This is a genomic window from Pseudoalteromonas sp. TAE56 (assembly GCF_000497955.1).
Lineage (GTDB): Bacteria > Pseudomonadota > Gammaproteobacteria > Enterobacterales > Alteromonadaceae > Pseudoalteromonas.
In genome coordinates this window covers 20,101-37,149 of the sequence record NZ_AUTN01000134.1, presented here as the reverse complement: position 1 = coordinate 37,149, position 17,049 = coordinate 20,101, and the positions used below count along the sequence as shown (strand labels likewise).

The following is a 17,049-nucleotide window of genomic DNA, read 5'->3' as shown; positions in this document are numbered from 1 at the left end:
TCGCCTATAAAATCAAAATTTAATTCAAAACCGGTTTTAATTTATTAAATAAAATAGCGGGCGATTCAAATTGCATTTCTTTAGAGCTAACCTCAATTGCAACTTGTGTGGTTGAGGCTTTAGTAAGGCGCTTGTTAGTTAGCGAGTCAGTGATTACGTAATCAATCCGTAGTCTATTCTCGTATTCTTTTAAATAAGCCGCTACTTGAATTTTTTGAGTAAATACCGCTGAGGCAACATACTTTATTTGCATATCAACTATAGGCCACGCGTAGCCCGATTCATGCATTTGTGGGTAATCATAATCAAATAAACGCAGTAACTCGCAACGCGCTACTTCTAAGTAACGTGGGTAGTTACCATGCCATACAACATTCATTGGGTCACAGTCATGAAATGGAATTTCGATTTCTACCACATGCGTTAATAATGCACCTTTACTATTCATACAACGCCCAACGTTTAGTTTGAATATACCCTATTGTTTGCCTTAGCACGGCTTCCATTGGTCTATCTTCAGTGAGGTTTTCAAAGTAATCAGTTATATCGATATACATGTTTTGCATATCTTGCGTTAAAGTTGAAAACTCAAGATCGCCTTGCTTAATACGTAATCTAACACCTTGAATACTGGCTAATAACGTACTTCCTAACACTTGTTCTGTTAGTTGTAAAATACGTAAACAATCGCGAGACGCAATAGTCCCCATACTCACTTTATCTTGATTATGGCACTCTGTAGAGCGAGAAAAAACACTGGCCGGCATGGTTAGCTTTAATGCTTCAGCAGTGTAAGCACTACAGCCAATTTGAACAGCCTTAAAGCCATGATTAATATAACGGCGCTCTGGTGCACTATCAGACAAGTTTGAAGGTAGCCCATTGTTGTACTTAGTATCAACCAAAGACGCGATTTGTCTGTCGGCTAAATCAGCAAGATTTGCAACGGCTGTTTTCATGCTATCCATTGCCATTGCAATGTGGCCTCCGTAAAAATGCCCGCCGTGCAATACATGCTCACCTTGGCCGTCAATTATTGGGTTATCGTTTGCTGAGTTAAGCTCGTTTTCTATCATGTGCCTAAAAAACGGCAGACTGTCTTGCAGCACACCAATAACATGGGGTGCACAACGGATTGAATACCTATCTTGAAGTCTGTCTGCATTACGAGGGTGATCGTGATGGTTTAAATCTTCTCTTATCCAACGAGCAATTTGTTGCTGCCCAGGATGTGGCTTAACTGAAAATAATATCTCATCAAAATGATGGCTATTTCCTTTAAGCGCTAAGCTTGATAATGCAGTAATACGGCTTGCCAGTTTAGCTAAGTAATTAGCCCTATCAAACGCTAAACACGCTAATGCAGTCATTACCGCTGTGCCATTCATAACCGCAAGACCTTCTTTTGGCCTTAGTGTTAGTGGCTCTAAGCCAACCTCTTTCATAACTTCAGCACTGTTACGTACTTGGTCTTTGTAAAACACGTCACGCTCGCCTACCATCGCACCTGCAACGTAAGATAACGGTGTTAAATCGCCACTGGCACCTACTGACCCTTCTTGTGGGATCACAGGCACTATATCGTTATTTAAGTAATCTTTAAGTAGGTGCAGCATTTCCCAGCTAATACCAGAGTAGCCCTGTGAAAGTGATGTTAAACGGGTAGCTAAAATTGCACGCCCTTGCACTTTATTAAATACATCCCCAAGTCCACAGCCATGAAAACGAGTTAAATGCAGAGGTAGTTCATCAACTAAATCAAGGGGTACAGCCACCGTTACAGAATCACCGTAACCAGTTGTAACGCCGTAAATTACGCCATCTTCTTTTAAAAGTGTGTCTAAAAAACGCAAAGCGCTATTAATTTTACCGCTAAAAGTTTCACAGCTATTTAATTGCACTTGTGTTTCATTAAAGGCAACTCGAACAATATCTTCAATTGATAATCGCTGATTGCCAAAAAGCTGTATATTTTGTTCAGTCACACTTGCTCTCCATTGATTGATCGCGCACTACCTGCTGATCACTTTTCCAAAAATCGTAAAAATTAAACCACTGATAAGGATATAAAGCTGCGTAATAACTCAAACGCTGTGCATAGTCAGTAATAATAAGTGTTAGCGCCTGCTGTCGCTCTCGTCGAGGCATTTTTAATGATTGGCTGTAATGTTCAAATATCACTTGATACTTTTTGCTTTTTTTATCTTTTAAACAAAACAAAAAGTAAACAGGGCAATCAAGCAGCGCGGCTAATATAAAAGGCCCCTGTGAAAATGGGGCTTTTTTGCCTAAAAATGGTACCTGTACCGACCGAGAAGCCGTTGTTGTGCTTGTTCTGTCGCCAACAATAACGATTATTTCTCCTTGTTCTACTTTTTCTTTTAGTAAAATAGCTAAGTCAGGCCCCATATCAGTCACTTGTATTAAATTAACCGACACATTTGGGTTAATCTTTTTAAGCATTTTATTAAATTCAACAGCATGATGGGTAAACACCAGTACATTTATTTTTTTGCTACTGCGGTGTTGGCTAAGTGCTCTGCACACCTCTAAATTACCCAAGTGAGAACCTATAAAAATAGCCCCTTGGTTTTGCTCATCTAACTCAGCAAATAAATGCTCATTAGTGTATTTAATATCACGTTGGGTTATTCGCCCAAGCCAAGCATCAATTTTATCTAATGCGCTATCTGCAAAACTACAAAAGTGTGTTAATTGCATTTTAAACGTAACAGGTTGCTTCCTGCCTTGGTAAACATTAACTTGCTTTAAAAACGCTTTAGAAGCTACACGCGCTACTTTTCCTGTTAAAAAAAGATAAAAAACGACAGGAAACAAAACAATCCACAGCCCTTTTCTACCCAGTAATTTATGAGCAAATAACAATATTTGAATACCTAAAAAATTACCGCGTTCTTGCATTTTAGACCAGTGCTTAGCTGCCATAACGCCTCTTTAATTTATGCCAAATTAACACCGGAGAGCGAATCAACATTCCAAAAAATAAGCGAGTGTGCAACCACGAAATACGCACGTTATCATGTAATGGCTGAAAATGAGAAAGCCCATTTTCGGGGTAAATTACTTGGCTAGGTAAAAATACAAAAGGCACGTTGCGCCAATATAAACGCACTAAAATTTCGGGGTCAAAATCCATACGTTTGCCAAGCGATACCTCATCAATTAGCTTTGTACTTTGCTCAAGCGGATACACTCTAAAGCCACACATCGAATCTACAATTGTAAAACTTAACGTCTCAATCCATACCCATACATGAGTTAAGTAACGTGCTAAATAACGGTGCTTAGGCACTGAATCGTCATATATTGGGCAGCAGCTAATCAGCGCTTTAGGCTGAGTGTTTGAAAGTGCTATTAGTTTTTTAATGTCAGATAAGTCATGTTGCCCATCTGCATCAACTTGTATCGCATGCGAAAAACCTAGCTTATGTGCATGCTTTAAACCTGTTTGTACCGCGCCGCCTTTGCCTTGGTTATCGTCGTGGGTAACTACACTCAACTGCGCGTATTTTGCATTGAGGTTACTAAACACATTTTTAGCTTCGGCGTTGCTTGCGTCATCAACCATAATAATAGGAAGATTAAATGGCGATAATTGGCTCAGTACATCATCAATAACCGTAATATGATTATAATTAGGGATAACAATACAAAAGTTATTCATTTATAGGGCTATCAAAAACAACACGGCCAGATGCATGCTGCCCTTTGTTTGAATTATACGAAAAGGTGTATTTATTCTCTGCTTTTTGCTCAAGCAATAATTCGATTGTTATACCTGGGGTAATCACTACCTGGAACTTTAAGACTTCAACATTTTTAACAGGTTGCTCAACATTATAATATTTACAAATTGCAGCCACAGCCCAGTCTAATTGCACAACACCTGCGAGTATTGGGCCATCTGTAAAGTGTCCTTTGAAATAATCTAAATCATGAGGAACTAGTAAGCTTAATTTATACTTTTGTACTGCTTTTTCACAAGACAGTAAATCAGGCTGTGTTTTAATCAACTTTTGCAAAAAGACTCTCCAATGCTTTTAAATTTAACTTTGCCTGTGAGTTGTATGGTAATTGATCTACAAAACGCCACTTTTTAGGGATACAAATTCGCTCAAAGCGCGCTAATGCATGCGCCTTTAATAAGTTATTTGTGGCTAACTTACCGTCACTATTAAAAAACACCTGCCCTTTAGGTGTAAGTACAACAATGGCGCCTACAATTAATCGCTCACCAGGCAAGGCGATTACTTTAGCTTCACTTATCCACTCACTAGTATACAAATGTTGTTCTAGCTCATCTAAACTTAATCGTTTTTCTTCTAACTTTATAATTCGATCGAATCGGCCTAGTAATCTAAATTGACCATTTTTAAGCACTTCCCCTCTATCATCTAAAGGGTAATTTTTATCGCGAACAAGCGGCGAGTTTAAAATTAAACGCTGATCGTCCAAAGCCCGTACTTTAATACCCGAGAATGGCTGCCAAAGGCTAACCTTTTCAAGTGAAGTAACTTGTCGATATGCAATACCACCAGTTTCGGTACTACCAAAAACTTGTGTGACTGGTTTATTTAATTGCGTAAACAACGATACAGCATCTTCGTTTAGTAACGGCCCACCTGATGAAAAAACCCATTGTAAATGAGACTTATCATCCACTAAAACATTATCAATACATAACCGCTTTAACTGCGCAGGGCTTGAAACAAAGACTACTTTTTTAAATAACTTGAGCTTTTTAGCTACATGTTCTGGGTAGTGCAGTAGTTCTGTATTAACAACCTTTCCTGCGCGCAATGGCCACAGTAATCTAAACAATAAGCCGTATATATGCTGGTGCGAAACACTCGCTATAAAAATAGGATTATCAATCAGTGCATAGCTATTAATTAATGTACTTAATTCTTTATTTATTAGCTGCCACGTTTTTACAATTGGCTTGGCTTTACCCGACGAGCCCGACGTGTAAAAAACAATTGTGCCTTCTTGAGGCCATTTAATTGTTTCAATAGATACAAAGTGAGGTTGATTGACTAGGGTGCCAATATCTAAAAAATCAGCCTCTAAATCGGCTACTAATTCAGACTCACCAATAAAAAAAGGTGTTTGTTTAAGCAAGGAGTTTAACGTTGCAGGTTGCCCATTAGGCGGCAGAATCACTGTGTTTCCGTGTAGTGCCAAAGCAAACAAGTACACGGCAAATTTGTAAGTGTCTGTGGTGTATAAAACAACTGATGATTTAGCGTTTAACGTTGATAGTTTAGCTAAAACTTCGTTTATATCACTAACAAACTGACGCTCCGAAATATCATTATCAGTATGATTAAAGCACGTTCTTATCGCATTACTTTGAAAAGCATTAAACACCGGCGTTCCTTTTTACTTTTTGTCTGACTAGCCATTCTATGGCAAACAATGTGCCCATAGCTAAGTAAGCAATAAAACCATTATAAAAAGCCCATGTTTCTAGGCTACTAAAAATACTGGTGTATAGGGCAATACCACCGTTAAATACAAAAAAAACACACCACACTAGCGTTACTTTTTTTGTATAAATTACACCGTTTTCATCAAGTGAGGGCTCAGTGATACGCGCAAAGGTTTCAATAATAGAAGGCCCTTTATACAAAGAATACGCAAACACAATTAACATAACTAAATTAATGATTACGGGGTACAAGCGCAGCCCTAAGTCGCTATCCATTACCTTGGAAATCACAATAGTAATGGCTGCTAAAAATGTAGCGGGCTTTAACCACGGCATTTTATCAAACAAGGCTCTGCTTAACCAAAGTCTAACCCCGAGTATAAATAGCAGTAATACTGTAATTAACTGACTATTAAAACGCGTAAGGCCTACGTACACAATAAGAGGGTAGCAAGCCAAACAAATCATAATTAACGTTGTTAAAACTGCTTTTAACATAGTATTAGTTAACTAACTTTTCTATTTCGGTAACTATGTCTTGCACTGTGCGCACGAGCTTAAAGGCATCTGGCTCAATTTTTTTACCTGTGATTTCTCTTAATTTCACAACTAAGTCAACTGCATCAATACTGTCTAAATCAAGATCTTGGTACAGGTTAGCCTCTAAGCTAATATCTTCTGGGTCTATTTCAAATTCGTTCTCTAAAATGCCGTGTAATACATCATAAATTTCAGCAGCGGTTTTCATCTTTCTTCCTACTTTTATATATTAAGAACGTGCTTGTTCAATAAATTTTGCTAAAGAATTAACTGAGGCAAAGTGCGCTTTAGTTTGCTCAGAGTTTGCATCTATTTTCACATCAAATTGTTTTTTTATCGCAAGGCCAAGCTCTAATGCATCTATGCTGTCTAGCCCTAGGCCATCTACAAATAAAGCGTCATCATCTTGAATGTCAGCAGTGGTCATGTCTTCAAGATCAAGGCTTGAGATAATCAGTTGTTTTATTTGTTCTTTTAATTCGCTCATATATTTTTTAGCTCTTGTGTAAAGTAATGTTGTAAATCTTTAGTCAATTGGCGTGATTGCATCGCTGGCATATCGTTGTCGTACGTTGCACAATTAAACTGCTGGCTTGCGAGCCTCATTGTAAAATGCGCCTGATATGGCGCGACCTTATACCAAGGTGTACCTTTGGTTAAAGTGTTTGGTTTCATTTTAATTAAAAAAGTAGTAATGGGCGCATGACATCTAATTGCAATATTTGCAGCGCCCCGTTTAAACTTTAATGTTTTGTGAGGCTCTGTCCGTGTACCTTCAGGAAATACAATTAAGTTATTACCTTTTTGCAAACTGCGCTCACACTCTCGTAATAGCTCCTGTGGATCGTCATTACTTATGTAGCCGGTGCTTTTAATAACGCCGCGCATAAAAGGATTTTTAAATAAATGCGCCTTTACTACGCAATCAGCATTTTTTACTACCGAAATTAAAACAACAACATCAATCAAAGAAGGATGGTTTGCCAATAGTAGCTGCCCTTTTAAGCCTTCAATTTTTGCTTTATCTTCAACATGAAATCGAATAACGCCCGTTAAATGCATTAAACCAACAAATAACTTAAAGCTGTAATGTACTGTTTTTCGAGCCTTGATTTTTTGCTTAACTGAGTCACTTTGAAATACGCGCTGAGCAGGAAAAATAATAAAAGCTAATACTAAACCACCAATCCCAAAAACTGAGAAGCAAAATGCAGTAGCAATAATCCGCCAAACCAATCCACATAACCTTTGTGCATTTTTAAGCATGGTATGTAAGCTGCCAATCGTGCTCAAGCGTGTTATGAACAAGTAATGTATTGCTGCGCTCATGCAAAGCTTTAGCGCATTGAATACTCATTGGTAAGTCGCTTTCCCCCACGCCCGAGTTAAATACTTTGTTTAAACTAAAATGCGGTTCGCCTTTTTGCGGCGCTCTTATTATTAAACCAATAGAGTGTGCTATTTGCTGTTCATCGGCATACTGAGCGTAAATATCGGGGAGAGTCTCATCCGTATGAACTATTAACATGTGTTGCTGATCGTTATCAGCAAGTCTAACAAAGCCATCTACTAGTGCATAAATAAAGCTTTCGGCTCCTGCAGCAATAGCATTCGTAGCACTTATATTACCCTGTATTATCCCAAAAAGTCCCGATGCGGCATTATGCACACTTAACCCAAAACCAGTGGGCGACAGTGGCTGATCATTAACTACATCAACAAGTAAGTTGGACGTTTTGTGAAAATCGCCGTGGCGAGAAGAGAAAACACTCGGTAAATTAACGTAGTTACCTTGAGTACTTACTTGATGAGCACTAAAGAGGGCCATTTTGATAAAGGAAGTCATTCGGCGTCGCTGCATAGCAGGCACCCAACTAAGATTTAATACAGAGGAATCAAACCAATTACTCTCTTTTATTTGTCGCTGTTCGGGCTTTATCCATATAGCGAGTTCTTCAACAACAAATTTCACAGCTCTGCATATTTTATAAGATATAAGGGAGGGAATTTTACCGATTTTAGCAATAGAAGTAAATAATCATTAACAAAAAGCACTGAACTAACGAGTTGTTCAGTGCCTGCTCATATTACTATGAAAGTAGAGCTATATCATTCTGCTTTAAACACTTCGCTGTACCGCCAACAACATCGTTATTATTTAACTCATTAATTAACACTTCGCCTTGAGCTTGCTGCTCATCACTAAGCGGTAAGTACGGTAATCTAAATACGGGGTTTACTGCACCTGTCATCATCATGGCGGTATTAATAGCAATCGGATTTGGCTCGCAGAACAACCAGTTCATTAATGGTTGTAATGAGGTATTTAACTCATCATTTTTAGTATCCATTAACTGACGGAACAAACCAGGAATAAGGTTAGATGTAACCGAAATAACACCGTGCGCTTTATGTGTGTGGCGCGCATCATGGCTTTCGTCATCGTTACCCGACCAACATGCAATACCTTGCTGCTCATAATGGGCTATGCGTTCATTGCCGCCACACTCTTTAACACCAATAAAATGCTCGTGCTGTGCCAGTGGCTCAATAATATCAGGTGTTAGGTCTTGACCTGTGCGCCCTGCTACGTTGTAAATAAAGGCAGGTCCAATATCTAACACACGCTTAAAGTGCTCTTTAACACCCGCAATTGACGTACGCCCGTAGTACGGGTTAATTTGTAGTGCTGCATCCATACCGCTGGCAAAGCCATACTTAGTTGCTTTAATAGCTTCACGGGTGTTGTTACTACCGGTATTACCAACAATAACCAGTTTGTCGCCATACTTGTTTGCACTGTGCGCTATAAGCATTAAATGCTCTTCCCAGTTCATTAACTGGCCTTCGCCTGTTGTGCCACCGACTACAATGCCATCAACGCCCGCTGCAATTTGTATTTCTACGAGTTCATCGTACTTTGCGAGATCTATTTCACCGTTTGCTAAGTATGGCGTTTTAATAGCTGTAATAAGGCTTGCTTGTTTAATTTTCTCTAGGGTGCGCATAAAAAATCATTATTTATAAAACTTGCGCTATTTGTAACATAATTGCGGGTACTTTTGGAGGTGTAAGCCTACATTTAATTATAAAATCTCTTGTATTATTAGGTTTGGTAATACAAAATGAATAACTGTATATATAAACAGTATTTTATTTTTAACGATACCAGAGGCTTTATGCGTTTATCTGACTACTTAGCAACTCATTTTTATAACACCGATGAACTGTGCCAAGCATTAAATATAGATGCAGATACACTTTTAGCTTGGCAAGAGCGAAGTGTTTTCCCAAAACCAAGTTACTGTATTAAAAGCCAACTTAGCTGCAGCTCATATTCAGGCTTGTATGAATGCGAAGAGTATGACGACTATTACCCGCGCGGCTGTGTTAATTGGGGGCAGGGTCTTTTAAAACAAAAAATAGAATCATCAAGCCACGCTTTTAATTATTTTGCACAGCAATATACTGCAAGCCTAACTAAGCTCGCTCAGCAAGGATTTACGTTTAGCGAAGAGCTATTTGGCTGTGAAATAGACGAGCACTTACAGCAAGTTTGGCAACAGTTTTTATGCAGTAAGTACGGTGTACTTACTCAGAATGGTTTAATAGACGAAATAGTCTCGGTAGATATTGGCAGACTATTAGTTGACGACATTACAGAACTGCGCAGTAAAGCGAGTTTAAACCAAGAAGAAAGAGCACAACTACACCCCGCCATGAAGCTTTTAAACAAAGCGTTAGGGCATGGCGCCGATCATGAAAAACAACACACTTTGCGCACCCGATACATAGATGCGCTTATTTTAAAATACGATTTATCTATTAAATAGCGTTTAAATTTACTTTGATAAAAACGTAGTGCTAACAGACCCTAAGTCTTCGTAACTAACCGTGGTTAACTGATCTGTATTAAGCTCAACAACACCACAATATGAGCCTGTTATAAACACTTGCCCAGTTTTTAAATTAATTCCCTTTGCTGATAAGTAATTAACTGCCCAATAAAGTGGAAGCTGCGCAAGTTCTGCAGGATGCACACCTGCCAAGTTTAACTCCAGCTCAGTTTGCTTAACGTTAATATTTACAGTATTTGCGTTATACGCTTTGGTCTTATCTATTTGTGGGCCTAAATACACACCTTGGTTAGATAAACCATCAGCCAGCTTTTCAATGTGAGTGCTTGGAGTGTCTTCATCAAACCTTTTTTGAATAAGCTCAAGTGCTAAATGAGCGCTGGCAAATGCCGTATCCACGTCTTCATTTGTATAGGTTTTATTACTTGGTAAATCGCTTTGTAAAATAAATGCAATTTCTGGTTCTATCAGCGCTTTGTTATTTGTTGTATACAGTGGGCAATTTTCAGCTTGTTTTATAGGTGCATGTAAAAGAGGCGCTAATATAATTGAGCCATCATCTAAAGGCAGCATACACTTCCAGCCATATACAGTTTGGTCATTTAAATAAATCATCAACTTTTGTACTTCTACTGCATCGTCAGTCGTGTCTAGTACTAACTCTTTAGGAAAGTTTGAACACGCTGGATTTTCTTCTCTTTGTGCTAATAAGTGAGTAGCAATTAGTTTTAGCTGTATTGAGTTGTTCACATAAATCTCTTTAAAATACGTTACTGGTTAAGCAGTAAATAGGAAGGATTACATTATTAATTTAGGCATTAGAACATAATGTTAAATGCCAATAATTGAAATTATATTTAAAACAAAGCGCGGTAATTATTTAAGTATCAATAGATTTAAGCGATCGTAAAAATAGCCCTAAGCCGCCAAACGCTAAAATTATAATAACAATCAAATCAAACGATGTCATAGTTCGCATACTAAATCGAACACTCGATATAACGCCAAATATGAGTGCGGTTAACGAACCTAGAGATAGCACCCAGCCTAAAATATTTTTAGAATTGTAAAAAATCAGACCCACACCAAAAATAAATGGGATCATAACCATGCCGCCTGTAACGCCAAAGCCACCTAAAGCATTAACACTATAAATGCGAGAACTTAGTCCAAAATTAGAGGTCACCGAAATTGCGTTTAGCAGCATATAAAAGCCACCGCACATCATAATTAAACCAATAAAAAAATGCCCTATACCACCAGAGCTTCCACCAGCGCCTTTCATTATTAATTATTCCTTTTATATTTTTAGCTTAATTGTTTTAAATGGTAATTGCTCGACTATTAACATTGACCGCAGCCTACATAATCAATCTGTGCACCCGCGAAAACACTTATCGCGTAATTACATGCCAAATAACATAAAACCAAGATAAAAAACCGTGCAAAATAGCCCATAACACAGACTCATTAGCACTCCATGAAATAGCAATCGCTAAGGCCGTACCGAAGGATACTCCGTATTTTACTATCTCATTTCTTGAGTTTCTCATTAATTACATTCCTAATTTTTAACTTATACCAATCTGCTTATATGTGGGGTCTATTTAACGTTAAGAAAATTACGCTAGAACTAGGCAAAAATTTTTATATCTAGTTGTTCTAAATGAAAAATTTTTAACGACGTTATAGTGCAATTTAATTCGTTAAATTGATCAAAGATTTATGCAGGTTGGTATTATTAACTGCTTGATTTGCTCACTAAAACTGACATCTCTTTACCATCAATGTTGATACTTGCTTCTTTGCCTAGCTCCACAACTAAAGAGGGAGCCATGTGTTTTCCACCTAGCTTCAGGTCAGTTGCTAGACTAACAGTAGAATCATCAATTGGCGTTACTGTAAGAGCAAAACTATACGAATTATCAACTGAAACTGATGCCTCTTCATTTGAATTGACTTCTAAAACAGGTGAGCCAATTAGGTTTTTATTATCATAAAATTTGGCGTTCACTACAAAACTATCATTTGCTTGTGCAAATGAAACAAAGCCTAACAACGCTATAATTGCGATTAATTTTTTCATTATTATTTCCATATAAATTGATACAGCTCAAAGCTATTAAGGCTTTATTGGCTGTGATTTTTCAGCTAGCAATTCACCAGCTAATGATTAAAAAACTTAAGTTTTAGCTCTGATGACATAACCAACGCCCAGTGAACTAATATAGAACAACACTCCAAATACACTAATATCAATGAGTAGCTTTATAACGTCAAAAGTATCTGTAAACACAAGATACTCAAAAGCAAGTAAGTGAAATATAACTTTTGATCCGAAATACGCAGTTAATAAAGGAATTACAAAAATAAGAATAGATTGATTAGATTTATTAATTTCCATACCCATGTCTCTATTATTGGTTTAATTAACTCAGCTCTAAAATAGGTGAGTACTGAAGAACGAAAATTGCCAGCGGCTAACCTCCCTTCTCGCCTTAATTACTTATACGGTGCTACCTTGAATTCTCTGCTTTGTAATTCATGGTAGTTATTTATCTTTGCAACTGCATTTTTGACTTGATCAAAAGTTGCACTTTTACAGAAGTATAGAACATATCCTCCCGTAATATCTTTATTAGAACTGAATTCATATTCAAGACCGAACTTTTCACACAATACGTCTTCAATATAATCCTTGTGATCGTAATCAATTAATTCAATTGATGCTCCCCATTCAACGTGTTCTTTAACTTCAATTTTTGACAAGATATATCTGAATTCATCAAACATGTCACGTATAACTTACGTCTCATAATAGAAAGTGGTTAGTTAAAATATGCAGAAGTAAGGAGCCTATTAACAACTACCAGGCTTATAGTTAAATTACTACCTAAGATTTACCCTACTCTAATTCCCATCGTCATAGGTGGGTAAACATGTCTGATAACAAAATTTTTTCCATCATTAAAAGTTAGTGTAAATTGATTTACTACGTCTTCGCCTAAATGATCACTTTCAACAATGTCGCATATTCGGCTCGGCAGTTTTGAAATATTAAAAGGGTACAATAATTCAATTCTTTCTACAGGTTCTATACTCAATCCTAAACTTGGGTAATAACCAATAGCGTCAACTTCACACGGTTTAATTAAATAAGTTTTGCCATCTTCAAATTCTAAGGTTATTTCATAGCAAATCAAAAAACCTTCATTACTCTTATCTTGCCATGCCTGGTGAACTTTTTCGTGAATATGACTTGATGAAACAGCTATAAGAACTTTTCCTTTCAAACTATTCAAGTCGAACATATATGCTTAATGCCTTAAATTACATCTTTCTATATTTACACCAGAGAACTTCAATGTAAACAACAAATTAAATGTGTTCTTTATTTGGGTGGGTTGTTATACCAAAACGACTTTTAATAAAGATTTAAACCTCTTTTGATTTCGTCGCCTACACATTAACAAAAAAGAGTCCTGATAGGTTTCATTGATATTGGGGAAGTTGAGTATTTAAGTAGGTTGGAGTGTAAGAATAAAAGGTGATGTAAGTTAACAGCACCTATTTGGGTATTTACTTTATAATATGTAATTTAGCTAAGTATTTTAATACATACAATAATAGGCACTATAAAAAGAATTTAACCTATTGATTTATATACATCAATACTACTATTGGTCAAAAGCCCAGTAACTTGCGTACCAAACGCTTTAAAGTGTGGCTCGTTTTTATGCGCTTCAAAGTGCTCATCAGACGCCCATTGTTCGCTAACTACATAGTCTGTATGTTCATCATCACTTTTTACCGATAATTCATAACGTAAGCACCCTACTTCTTGGCGCGATGACTTTTGTAAGTTTTCAAGTGCTGTAAGCATGACATCTGCATCAATATTCTTGCACGACAGTGCAGCTATAACCGTTAACATGTGTATTCCTTTTTAAAAGTTAAGGTGTAGATAATCTACACCTTAGAATATTTAGTTTAACTTTGCGTTTGAGGTAAGTTTACTGATCCCACTGCGGCGCAAATTCTGGTGTTGCTTGGCGGTCGCCGCAATCTAGACCATCAATACGGGCTATGTCTTCATCATCTAATTTAACGTGATCGTTAAAGTTATTTTCTAAGTTTTTACGCTTAGTTGATGATGGAATTGTCGTCATGCCATTAGCGTTTACCCATGCTAGAACAACTTGTGCTGGACTTGCATCGTGCTTTTTAGCAATGTCGATAATGGTTTGATCTTTAAGTACTTTACCTACTACAAATGGCATATACGCCGTTACGTGTATATCGTGCTGAGCACAGAATGCACGCAATTTAGTATTAGTTAAGTACGGGTGAACCTCAACCTGATTGGTAAATATTTCACGCGAGTCGAGCGTTTGCTGAGCCAAGTTTAAATTTGCAATGGTGAAGTTTGATACACCAATGTGTTTAGTTAAACCAAGCTGCTTAGCTTTTAGTAATTCAGTAAGGTATTCACTCATTGGCTCGTCGTTAGCAGGCGATGGCCAATGAATTAACAGTAAGTCGACCGAATCAACTTGTAGCTTTTCAAGTGACTTTTTAACGCTTGGGATAAAGTCACTTTTATTTAATTTGTTATTCCACACTTTGGTAGTTAAGAATATTTCACTGCGCGGAATATTACTATCTTTTATGGCTTGGCCTACTTGCTCTTCGTTGCCATAAATTTGTGCGGTATCAATATGGCGAAACCCAACTTCGAGCGCCATTTTTACTGAGTTATAGGCAGTGTCGCCCTCTAAACGGAATGTTCCCATACCTAAATCCGGCATTTCAATTACACGTTGTGTCATGGCTCTATCCTTATAAAATAATCGGTTAAAAACAAGCTCTTTTAAAGCTTTACGAAATACACCTTTTACTTCTTATTACAACTGTCACTTAAAAATTAATGACCTCATAACAGGTATGAGGTCATTAATTTTAGTTTCAACCTTAGCAGAGGATAGTTTACGCTTGCTGAATTTCACTTTTATCAAGCATACCGCTGTAACGTGTAACACCAAGTGCTAAAACAGAGATAACGGCGCCTATCCATGCTGTATCTTGTAGGGTCATATTTTCTACTACGCTACCACCAATAATTGATCCAAGTGCAATACCAATATTAAATGCGGCTATGTTTAAGCCTGATGCAACATCTACTGCATTGGGCGTGTGCTTTTGTGCTTGCTTTACTACATAAAGTTGCAAGCCTGGCACATTGCCAAAAGCAAATGCGCCCCAGACTAAAATAGTAAGTACAGCGGCAATTTTTGATTCCATCGTAAAGGTAAATATCAGTAAAATTATACTCAAAGCGCTGAATATAATACTCAGTGCGCTAATTGGGCCGCGTTTGTCGGCCAACTTTCCACCCCAAATATTACCTATTGCTACCGATACACCGTAAACAAGCATTATTAAGGCAATAGCCGAAGGCGCAAAACCTGTTTGTTGCTCTAAAATAGGTGCTAAATAAGTAAACGCTGTAAACGTGCCGCCATAGCCCAATATCGTCATTAGATATACGAGTAATAAACGCGGTTTTACGATTACTTGTAGTTGCTCTTTAAACGTTGCAGGTATTGATTGTTTTAAGTTTTTTGGCACTAAAATAGAGCTGCCGATTAATGCAATTAAACCTAATACCGACACAACTAAAAACGTTGCACGCCAACCAAAGTGTTGGCCAATCCATGTACCTAATGGCACACCAGTTACTAGTGCTACAGTAAGCCCGGTAAACATAATGGCTATTGCACTGGCTTCTTTATCTTTGCTTACTAAGCTTGTGGCAATCATCGATCCGATTGAGAAAAACACACCATGGGCAAGCCCCGTTAAAATGCGCGCAAGTGTTAATGTTTCGTAGCTTGGCGCTTGCCAAGCAAGTAAGTTACCCAAAACAAACAAGCCCATTAAGCTTATTAATACCACTTTACGATTCCAACGACCCGTTAAAGCTGTTAGCACCGGTGCACCAATAGCAACGCCAACCGCATATAAACTTACAAGCAAACCCGCTGAAGGTAGGCTTACGCCTAAGTCGTTTACAATGGTGGGTACTAATCCCACTATTACAAACTCAGTTGTTCCTATTGCAAATGCGCTTAAGGTAAGCGCCCACAAAGCCAATGGCATAGTTATATCCTCATTAATATTTGAAGAATGTAGTTTGGCTAAAATATCGTTTGCAAAAAATAGCATTAGTGACAAAATACTTTTGTTAATAATGCAAAGATGGTGTTGGTATACTTATGGCTGTTCATTCAAAAACTGAAGATTTAGAAACGTTTATAACGGTAGTAGATTGCGGAAGCTTTTCGGGAGCGGCTAATTTGCTCGATCAACAGGTGGCTAAAGTGTCGCGAGCGGTATCACGCCTAGAAAATACACTGCAATGTACTTTGCTAAACAGAACAACACGCCGATTAGAGCTTACCGAAGAAGGCCATACTTTTATAAAATATGCGCGCGAAGGGTTAAATACGCTTTATACTGGTGAAGAAGCCATAAAGCTTTTAAAACAAGCGCCAAGTGGCAAGCTGAGAATAGATGCGGCAAGCCCTTTTGTATTGCACCAACTTACGCCTTTAATTGGTGAATTTGCTAAGCAATACCCACATATAACGCTTGATATAACCTCGCACGACAGCATTATTGATTTACTTGAACATAAAACCGATTTAGCCATACGCATTGGTGATTTAAAAGACTCAAACTTACATGCTCGTAGACTTGGCAGCAGCCAGTTGCGTATTGTAGCCAGCCCAAAATATATAAATAATAATAAAGCAATTGCGCAAATTGATGACTTACAAAATCATAAGTTAATTGGTTTTAGTGACTCCCCTAAATTAAACACCTGGCCGCTAGTAAAACCCGCTTTATTTACGTTTTCGCTTAGCGCAAGCAGCGGTGAAACAGTGCGCCAGCTGTGCATTGCAAACCAAGGCATTGCGCTACTTTCTCACTTTATGATTGGCAATGACCTAAAAACAGGTAAATTAGTTGAAGTGTTACCCACTGCAATTAGCTCACCTAATAACCGAGAAATTATACAAGCCGTGTATTATAAAAACAGTGCGGTATCGTCTCGCATTACGGCGTTTTTAGATTTTATAAAGCCTAGGCTTAGTTTATAAATTCTGTGTATTAATATGCTTATTAAATATTTCAAAT

The 17,049-nt window shown here is 37.7% G+C and carries 23 protein-coding genes; 2 read left to right on the top strand and 21 right to left on the bottom strand.

Annotated features, from left to right (window positions below):
• Window positions 1-19: 19 nt before the first annotated feature.
• The 12 genes from L656_RS0115720 to dapA form a co-directional block, all read right to left on the bottom strand.
• Complete coding sequence (locus L656_RS0115720) at window positions 20-448, bottom strand: acyl-CoA thioesterase (RefSeq protein ID WP_024599914.1); 429 nt, start codon at window positions 446-448, stop codon at window positions 20-22.
• A complete protein-coding gene (locus tag L656_RS0115715; protein ID WP_024599913.1) occupies window positions 441-1,985 on the bottom strand; it encodes an HAL/PAL/TAL family ammonia-lyase in 1,545 nt (514 codons plus the stop codon). The genes L656_RS0115720 and L656_RS0115715 overlap by 8 nt, the downstream gene beginning before the upstream one ends.
• Window positions 1,978-2,946, bottom strand: coding sequence for an LpxL/LpxP family acyltransferase (locus tag L656_RS0115710; RefSeq protein ID WP_024599912.1), 969 nt, complete (start codon window positions 2,944-2,946; stop codon window positions 1,978-1,980). Before L656_RS0115710 ends, L656_RS0115715 begins: the two co-directional genes overlap by 8 nt.
• Window positions 2,936-3,685 (bottom strand): glycosyltransferase family 2 protein, encoded by a 750-nt coding sequence (locus tag L656_RS0115705; protein ID WP_024599911.1) that lies wholly within the window; start codon window positions 3,683-3,685, stop codon window positions 2,936-2,938. Before L656_RS0115705 ends, L656_RS0115710 begins: the two co-directional genes overlap by 11 nt.
• The gene (locus L656_RS0115700) at window positions 3,678-4,043 is read right to left on the bottom strand and encodes an ApeI family dehydratase (protein WP_024599933.1); all 366 of its coding nucleotides are present in this window, start codon (window positions 4,041-4,043) and stop codon (window positions 3,678-3,680) included. The genes L656_RS0115705 and L656_RS0115700 overlap by 8 nt, the downstream gene beginning before the upstream one ends.
• Window positions 4,027-5,391 (bottom strand): AMP-binding protein, encoded by a 1,365-nt coding sequence (locus L656_RS0115695; protein ID WP_024599910.1) that lies wholly within the window; start codon window positions 5,389-5,391, stop codon window positions 4,027-4,029. Before L656_RS0115695 ends, L656_RS0115700 begins: the two co-directional genes overlap by 17 nt.
• Window positions 5,384-5,950: a COG4648 family protein gene (locus L656_RS0115690; RefSeq protein WP_024599909.1), complete on the bottom strand. Its 567-nt coding sequence runs from the start codon at window positions 5,948-5,950 to the stop codon at window positions 5,384-5,386. The genes L656_RS0115695 and L656_RS0115690 overlap by 8 nt, the downstream gene beginning before the upstream one ends.
• Before the next feature lie 4 nt (window positions 5,951-5,954).
• Window positions 5,955-6,200, bottom strand: a complete 246-nt coding sequence (locus tag L656_RS0115685; protein WP_002958648.1) for an acyl carrier protein — start codon at window positions 6,198-6,200, stop codon at window positions 5,955-5,957.
• Between the two features lie 21 nt (window positions 6,201-6,221).
• Window positions 6,222-6,479, bottom strand: coding sequence for a phosphopantetheine-binding protein (locus tag L656_RS0115680; protein ID WP_002958649.1), 258 nt, complete (start codon window positions 6,477-6,479; stop codon window positions 6,222-6,224).
• Entirely contained in the window at window positions 6,476-7,258 is a 783-nt protein-coding gene (locus L656_RS0115675) for a lysophospholipid acyltransferase family protein (protein ID WP_024599908.1), read from the bottom strand. The genes L656_RS0115680 and L656_RS0115675 overlap by 4 nt, the downstream gene beginning before the upstream one ends.
• Window positions 7,251-7,964, bottom strand: coding sequence for a beta-ketoacyl synthase chain length factor (locus L656_RS0115670; RefSeq protein ID WP_198923575.1), 714 nt, complete (start codon window positions 7,962-7,964; stop codon window positions 7,251-7,253). The genes L656_RS0115675 and L656_RS0115670 overlap by 8 nt, the downstream gene beginning before the upstream one ends.
• Before the next feature lie 118 nt (window positions 7,965-8,082).
• A complete protein-coding gene (dapA, locus tag L656_RS0115665) occupies window positions 8,083-9,000 on the bottom strand; it encodes a 4-hydroxy-tetrahydrodipicolinate synthase (RefSeq protein WP_024599906.1) in 918 nt (305 codons plus the stop codon).
• Between the two features lie 171 nt (window positions 9,001-9,171).
• Between dapA and L656_RS0115660 the strand changes: the two genes are divergently transcribed.
• Complete coding sequence (locus tag L656_RS0115660) at window positions 9,172-9,825, top strand: DUF6058 family natural product biosynthesis protein (protein WP_024599905.1); 654 nt, start codon at window positions 9,172-9,174, stop codon at window positions 9,823-9,825.
• A 9-nt stretch (window positions 9,826-9,834) separates the two neighbouring features.
• On the opposite strand, the gene L656_RS0115655 is transcribed toward L656_RS0115660, so the two are convergent.
• From L656_RS0115655 to L656_RS0115615, 9 genes are all read right to left on the bottom strand, one after another.
• Window positions 9,835-10,599, bottom strand: coding sequence for a 2-keto-4-pentenoate hydratase (locus L656_RS0115655; protein ID WP_024599904.1), 765 nt, complete (start codon window positions 10,597-10,599; stop codon window positions 9,835-9,837).
• 130 nt (window positions 10,600-10,729) lie between these two features.
• Window positions 10,730-11,134: a hypothetical protein gene (locus L656_RS0115650; protein ID WP_002958658.1), complete on the bottom strand. Its 405-nt coding sequence runs from the start codon at window positions 11,132-11,134 to the stop codon at window positions 10,730-10,732.
• Between the two features lie 456 nt (window positions 11,135-11,590).
• Window positions 11,591-11,935: a hypothetical protein gene (locus tag L656_RS0115645; RefSeq protein ID WP_024599903.1), complete on the bottom strand. Its 345-nt coding sequence runs from the start codon at window positions 11,933-11,935 to the stop codon at window positions 11,591-11,593.
• Between the two features lie 96 nt (window positions 11,936-12,031).
• Window positions 12,032-12,253: a hypothetical protein gene (locus tag L656_RS0115640; RefSeq protein WP_029750890.1), complete on the bottom strand. Its 222-nt coding sequence runs from the start codon at window positions 12,251-12,253 to the stop codon at window positions 12,032-12,034.
• Between the two features lie 98 nt (window positions 12,254-12,351).
• Window positions 12,352-12,642: a hypothetical protein gene (locus L656_RS0115635; RefSeq protein WP_024599901.1), complete on the bottom strand. Its 291-nt coding sequence runs from the start codon at window positions 12,640-12,642 to the stop codon at window positions 12,352-12,354.
• Window positions 12,643-12,749: 107 nt separating this feature from the next.
• The gene (locus tag L656_RS0115630; RefSeq protein WP_024599900.1) at window positions 12,750-13,160 is read right to left on the bottom strand and encodes a hypothetical protein; all 411 of its coding nucleotides are present in this window, start codon (window positions 13,158-13,160) and stop codon (window positions 12,750-12,752) included.
• Between the two features lie 335 nt (window positions 13,161-13,495).
• Window positions 13,496-13,783, bottom strand: coding sequence for a putative quinol monooxygenase (locus L656_RS0115625; RefSeq protein WP_002958660.1), 288 nt, complete (start codon window positions 13,781-13,783; stop codon window positions 13,496-13,498).
• A 79-nt stretch (window positions 13,784-13,862) separates the two neighbouring features.
• Window positions 13,863-14,678 (bottom strand): 2,5-didehydrogluconate reductase DkgB, encoded by an 816-nt coding sequence (gene dkgB, locus L656_RS0115620; RefSeq protein WP_024599899.1) that lies wholly within the window; start codon window positions 14,676-14,678, stop codon window positions 13,863-13,865.
• Between the two features lie 157 nt (window positions 14,679-14,835).
• On the bottom strand, window positions 14,836-16,008 hold the full coding sequence (locus tag L656_RS0115615; RefSeq protein WP_024599898.1) for an MFS transporter: 1,173 nt from the start codon (window positions 16,006-16,008) through the stop codon (window positions 14,836-14,838).
• Between the two features lie 116 nt (window positions 16,009-16,124).
• On the opposite strand from L656_RS0115615, the gene L656_RS0115610 reads away from it, so the two are divergent.
• Entirely contained in the window at window positions 16,125-17,012 is an 888-nt protein-coding gene (locus L656_RS0115610; protein ID WP_024599897.1) for a LysR family transcriptional regulator, read from the top strand.
• The last annotated feature ends 37 nt before the right edge of the window (window positions 17,013-17,049 follow it).

Coding starts and splice junctions, on each gene's coding strand:
- L656_RS0115720 (WP_024599914.1), bottom strand. CDS start 448: ATGAATAGTAAAGGTGCATTATTAACGCATGTGGTAGAAATCGAAATT.
- L656_RS0115710 (WP_024599912.1), bottom strand. CDS start 2,946: ATGGCAGCTAAGCACTGGTCTAAAATGCAAGAACGCGGTAATTTTTTA.
- L656_RS0115705 (WP_024599911.1), bottom strand. CDS start 3,685: ATGAATAACTTTTGTATTGTTATCCCTAATTATAATCATATTACGGTT.
- L656_RS0115690 (WP_024599909.1), bottom strand. CDS start 5,950: ATGTTAAAAGCAGTTTTAACAACGTTAATTATGATTTGTTTGGCTTGC.
- L656_RS0115685 (WP_002958648.1), bottom strand. CDS start 6,200: ATGAAAACCGCTGCTGAAATTTATGATGTATTACACGGCATTTTAGAG.
- L656_RS0115680 (WP_002958649.1), bottom strand. CDS start 6,479: ATGAGCGAATTAAAAGAACAAATAAAACAACTGATTATCTCAAGCCTT.
- L656_RS0115675 (WP_024599908.1), bottom strand. CDS start 7,258: ATGCTTAAAAATGCACAAAGGTTATGTGGATTGGTTTGGCGGATTATT.
- dapA (WP_024599906.1), bottom strand. CDS start 9,000: ATGCGCACCCTAGAGAAAATTAAACAAGCAAGCCTTATTACAGCTATT.
- L656_RS0115660 (WP_024599905.1), top strand. CDS start 9,172: ATGCGTTTATCTGACTACTTAGCAACTCATTTTTATAACACCGATGAA.
- L656_RS0115650 (WP_002958658.1), bottom strand. CDS start 11,134: ATGAAAGGCGCTGGTGGAAGCTCTGGTGGTATAGGGCATTTTTTTATT.
- L656_RS0115645 (WP_024599903.1), bottom strand. CDS start 11,935: ATGAAAAAATTAATCGCAATTATAGCGTTGTTAGGCTTTGTTTCATTT.
- L656_RS0115640 (WP_029750890.1), bottom strand. CDS start 12,253: ATGGAAATTAATAAATCTAATCAATCTATTCTTATTTTTGTAATTCCT.
- L656_RS0115635 (WP_024599901.1), bottom strand. CDS start 12,642: ATGTTTGATGAATTCAGATATATCTTGTCAAAAATTGAAGTTAAAGAA.
- L656_RS0115630 (WP_024599900.1), bottom strand. CDS start 13,160: ATGTTCGACTTGAATAGTTTGAAAGGAAAAGTTCTTATAGCTGTTTCA.
- L656_RS0115625 (WP_002958660.1), bottom strand. CDS start 13,783: ATGTTAACGGTTATAGCTGCACTGTCGTGCAAGAATATTGATGCAGAT.
- dkgB (WP_024599899.1), bottom strand. CDS start 14,678: ATGACACAACGTGTAATTGAAATGCCGGATTTAGGTATGGGAACATTC.
- L656_RS0115615 (WP_024599898.1), bottom strand. CDS start 16,008: ATGCCATTGGCTTTGTGGGCGCTTACCTTAAGCGCATTTGCAATAGGA.
- L656_RS0115610 (WP_024599897.1), top strand. CDS start 16,125: ATGGCTGTTCATTCAAAAACTGAAGATTTAGAAACGTTTATAACGGTA.